This window comes from Pseudomonas brassicae (assembly GCF_010671725.1).
Taxonomy (GTDB): domain Bacteria; phylum Pseudomonadota; class Gammaproteobacteria; order Pseudomonadales; family Pseudomonadaceae; genus Aquipseudomonas; species Aquipseudomonas brassicae.
In genome coordinates, this window is sequence record NZ_JAAHBU010000641.1 from 1 (window position 1) to 716 (window position 716).

The 716-nt window shown below is 50.0% G+C and carries 1 pseudogene; it reads right to left on the reverse strand.

The features are described 5' to 3' along the window. Window positions 1–292: 292 nt before the first annotated feature. A pseudogene (locus G3436_RS26870) lies at window positions 293–716 on the reverse strand (ATP-binding protein); the annotation flags it as partial.

Consider the following 716-nt stretch of genomic DNA (forward strand, 5'->3'; position numbering starts at 1 on the left):
TTTGCGTGGGCCGCATAGCTCCAGTTATCGAGTAAATCCCGATTTTTTACATCTTTTAGAAAAAAAAACCGCGCTCCCCTTTAAAAATGCTTGGCAACAGCAACCACACTTTCCCTGGGAAAGGATGCATCCGTCGCCTCTATGTCAGCCAGAGAGATACCAAACAAGGCGTACTGAGGATGAGCCTCAACGACGTCAAGGAGCTTACGAAAGGTGGCTTTCCCTTGGACGTTGCCAAAGGGATGGTCATCGTCGGTGAGTCCACCGAGATTGACGATATAAGATTTCTGATTCATTTTTTCAGTTTAACCAGAGTCGCCTGACTGTCAATCAAGAATTCAAAGCAGATATGCGTTCCGAGCAAGGAGGGCATACCTACGCGATAGCTACTCGTCAGCTTGCCTTCCGTATAAACCATGATTAGCTCGAAATTCTGTTGTCGGATAGAGACCGTCGCGTTGTAGTTCGCTGCCACATCGCCACTGCGCTTAAGGCCAAGGCCACGACCATCATCACTTGAGCTGGAGATCTGACCCTGTTGGAACACCTGTAGCACAAGCTCGGGACCCGCTTCGGGCTGGGAAAAGTCGAGCGTTCCAAAAATAGCCGGATTTTCTGCCAGTATCGGCTGGAGACTGCCCACGATACCGACTCCACTGTCAGAGATTACAGTCTGGATTTTTCCGCCTTTTGGATAGTGCTGGAGCGCGGCAAAG